A 3,348-nucleotide genomic window follows, 5' to 3' on the forward strand; every position below is an offset into this window, starting at 1 on the left:
GATGTGGGTCAACGGCATCACCCAGGGCCTGATGTGGCGCGCGGTGAACGAGGACGGCACCCTCACCTACTCCTTCGTCGAGGCACTGGAAGCCAGCCACCCGGGCTTTGTCGTGCGGGTGATCGGCGGCGCCATCTTCTTCAGCGGCATGCTCCTCATGGCCTGGAACACCTGGCGCACCGTGCGCGCCTCCAAGCCGGCCGAATACGACGCCATCGCCCAGATCGCCTGAGGAGCCGATAGATGAAAAAGCATGAAATCGTCGAGAAGAACGTCGGCCTGATGGCCCTGCTCATGGTGATCGCCGTGAGCATCGGTGGCCTGGTGCAGATCGTGCCGCTGTTCTTCCAGGACGTGACCAATACCCCAGTGGAGGGCATGAAGCCCTACACCGCCCTGCAACTGGAAGGCCGCGACATCTATATCCGCGAAGGCTGCGTCGGCTGCCACTCGCAGATGATCCGCCCCTTCCGCGCCGAAACCGAGCGTTACGGCCACTACTCCGTCGCCGGCGAAAGCGTCTGGGACCACCCCTTCCTCTGGGGCTCCAAGCGTACCGGCCCGGACCTGGCCCGTGTCGGTGGCCGCTATTCGGACGACTGGCACCGCGCGCACCTCTACAACCCGCGCAACGTGGTGCCGGAGTCCAAGATGCCTGCCTACCCCTGGCTGGTGGAAAACAGCCTGGACGGCAAGGACACCGCCACCAAACTCCGCGTCATGCAGCAGCTCGGCGTGCCCTACAGCGACGAGGACGTCGCCGGCGCCCAGGCGGCGGTCAAGGGCAAGACCGAAATGGACGCCTTGGTCGCCTACCTGCAGGTGCTGGGCACCAGCCTGAAAAGCAAGAGGTAGGGGCCATGGATATCGGAACCCTGCGCGGCATAGGCACCCTCGTAGTCTTCGTCGCCTTCATCGGCGTCGTGCTCTGGGCCTACAGCAGCAAGCGCAAGAGCCGCTTCGACGAAGCCGCCAACCTGCCCTTCGCCGACGATGACCGGAACGATTCTAGGAGCACCCGCGCATGACGACTTTCTGGAGCTGGTACATATCCCTGCTCACCATCTTCACCCTGCTGGCGCTGGTCTGGCTGATCTTCGCCACCCGCAAGGGCGAATCCCAGGGCACCACGGACCAGACCATGGGCCACGCCTTCGACGGCATCGAGGAATACGACAACCCGCTGCCCAAGTGGTGGTTCATGCTGTTCATCGGCACCCTGGTGTTCGCCGCCGGCTACCTGGTGGTCTACCCCGGCCTGGGCAACTGGAAGGGAATCTTCCCCGGCTACGCCGATGGCTGGACCCAGGTGGCCCAGTGGCAGCGCGAGGTGGACAAGGCCGAACGCCAGTACCAGCCGATCTTCGCCCGCTACTCGGCCATGACCATCGAGGACGTGGCCAAGGACCCGCAGGCCGTGAAGATGGGCGGCCGCCTGTTCGCCACCTACTGCTCCATCTGCCACGGCTCGGATGCCAAGGGCGCCCTGGGGTTCCCCAACCTCACCGACACCAACTGGCGCTGGGGCGGCGATGCGCAAACCATCAAGGCGTCTATCCTCCACGGCCGCATCGCGGCCATGCCGGCCTGGGGTGAAGTGCTGGGTGACGCGGGGGTGAAGAACGTCGCCGCCTATGTGCGCCGGGACCTGGCCGGACTGAAGCTGCCCGAAGGCACCGTGGCCGACCTAGAGTCCGGCAAGGCGCTGTTCGCTACCACCTGCACCGCCTGCCACGGCGCCGAAGGCAAGGGCACCGCCGTCATGGGCGCCCCGGACCTGACCCATCCGTCCGGCTGGATCTACGGCTCGAGCCTGGCCCAGCTGCAACAGACCATCCGTCACGGCCGCAATGGCCAGATGCCTGCCCAGCAGGAGTACCTCGGCCAGGACAAGGTCCACATACTGGCGGCCTACATCTACAGCCTGTCCCACAAGGAGGAGGCGCTGGCCACCCAGTAGCAGGAAGTCGGGGTGGCGCAGGGAAGCGCCGCCCCAACCAGGCAGCCAGGCCCTCGGGCCGAACTGCACGCCGCGCGAAACGGCACCCTGAGCCGGGTGCCCCGGACACAGGGAAGTGTCCACCCCTTCCTTTATATAGTGCGACTCAGTGTCGCACCTCTCCGACCAGTAGCACCCCTCCCGCTTTGACATCGGCTAAGCTGCTCCGCAGTCGCCATCCGTCACAACTCCTAAGGCGATCCCCCGTTCACGCATGGCATCAGGCCTTGACGGCCCCTCGGAAAGACTCGCCAGCACAGCCGCAAAACCTTGTCCAGAGGGCTCCAGGCCCCGGATTGTGTCGGCTTGTGTCGTTGCAATGGCCACCCGCTTTCTCCATACTTGCCGCCGATTTTTTGTCCCCAAAAAACTCCATTAACCGTGGAACCCCTAGCATGAGCACAGCAATCAGTCAGACTGCTTATAACTATAAGGTGGTCCGCCAGTTCGCCATTATGACGGTGATCTGGGGGGTCATAGGGATGGGTCTAGGCGTGTTCATCGCCGCACAACTCGTGTGGCCGGAACTCAACCTGAACCTGCCCTGGACCAGCTTCGGCCGCCTGCGTCCCCTGCATACCAACGCGGTGATCTTCGCCTTCGGCGGATGCGCCCTGTTCGCCACTTCCTACTACGTGGTGCAGCGCACCTGCCAGGCCCGCCTGGTATCCGACAGTCTGGCCGCCTTCACCTTCTGGGGTTGGCAAGCCGTGATCGTGCTGGCAGTCATCACCCTGCCGCTGGGTTACTCCTCCTCCAAGGAATACGCCGAGCTCGAGTGGCCGATCGACATCCTCCTGGGTATCGTCTGGATCACCTACGCCGTCGTCTTCTTCGGCACCATCATGAAGCGCAAGACCAAGCACATCTATGTGGGCAACTGGTTCTTCGGCGCCTTCATCCTGGTCACCGCCATGCTGCACATCGTCAACAGCATGGAAATGCCGGTATACGCCTTCAAGTCGTACTCCATGTACGCCGGCGCCACCGACGCGATGATCCAGTGGTGGTACGGGCACAACGCCGTAGGCTTCTTCCTGACCACCGGTTTCCTCGGGATGATGTACTACTTCGTGCCGAAGCAGGCCGAGCGTCCGATCTACTCCTACCGCCTGTCCATCGTGCACTTCTGGGCGCTGATCACCCTGTACATCTGGGCCGGTCCGCACCACCTGCACTACACCGCCCTGCCGGACTGGGCCCAGTCCCTCGGCATGGCCATGTCCCTGATCCTGCTGGCGCCGAGCTGGGGTGGCATGATCAACGGCATGATGAGCCTGTCCGGTGCCTGGCATAAGCTGCGCTCCGACCCCATCCTGCGCTTCCTGGTGGTGTCCCTGGCCTTCTAC

The 3,348-nt window shown here is 63.9% G+C and carries 4 protein-coding genes and 1 pseudogene; all 5 read left to right on the plus strand.

Annotation, left to right across the window (positions count from 1 at the left end; translation table 11 throughout):
- Nucleotides 1-232 (plus strand): annotated as a pseudogene (locus E8F12_RS02035) (cytochrome C oxidase Cbb3); the annotation flags it as partial.
- Between the two features lie 11 nt (nt 233-243).
- Nucleotides 244-855, plus strand: coding sequence for a cytochrome-c oxidase, cbb3-type subunit II (gene ccoO, locus E8F12_RS02040; RefSeq protein WP_280323626.1), 612 nt, complete (start codon nt 244-246; stop codon nt 853-855).
- A gap of 5 nt (nt 856-860) precedes the next feature.
- Nucleotides 861-1,028, plus strand: coding sequence for a cbb3-type cytochrome c oxidase subunit 3 (locus tag E8F12_RS02045; RefSeq protein WP_280323627.1), 168 nt, complete (start codon nt 861-863; stop codon nt 1,026-1,028).
- Nucleotides 1,025-1,960 carry a cytochrome-c oxidase, cbb3-type subunit III gene (ccoP, locus tag E8F12_RS02050; protein WP_280323628.1) on the plus strand — a complete coding sequence of 312 codons (936 nt, stop codon included), beginning with the start codon at nt 1,025-1,027 and terminating at the stop codon, nt 1,958-1,960. The genes E8F12_RS02045 and ccoP overlap by 4 nt, the downstream gene beginning before the upstream one ends.
- Nucleotides 1,961-2,394: 434 nt before the next feature.
- A partial coding sequence (locus tag E8F12_RS02055) for a cbb3-type cytochrome c oxidase subunit I (RefSeq protein WP_280323629.1) occupies nt 2,395-3,348 on the plus strand: 954 nt, incomplete at its 3' end.

The sequence above is a fragment of the Pseudomonas sp. BN102 genome (assembly GCF_029871245.1).
Lineage (GTDB): Bacteria > Pseudomonadota > Gammaproteobacteria > Pseudomonadales > Pseudomonadaceae > Metapseudomonas.

Coding starts and splice junctions, on each gene's coding strand:
- ccoO (WP_280323626.1), top strand. CDS start 244: ATGAAAAAGCATGAAATCGTCGAGAAGAACGTCGGCCTGATGGCCCTG.
- E8F12_RS02045 (WP_280323627.1), top strand. CDS start 861: ATGGATATCGGAACCCTGCGCGGCATAGGCACCCTCGTAGTCTTCGTC.
- ccoP (WP_280323628.1), top strand. CDS start 1,025: ATGACGACTTTCTGGAGCTGGTACATATCCCTGCTCACCATCTTCACC.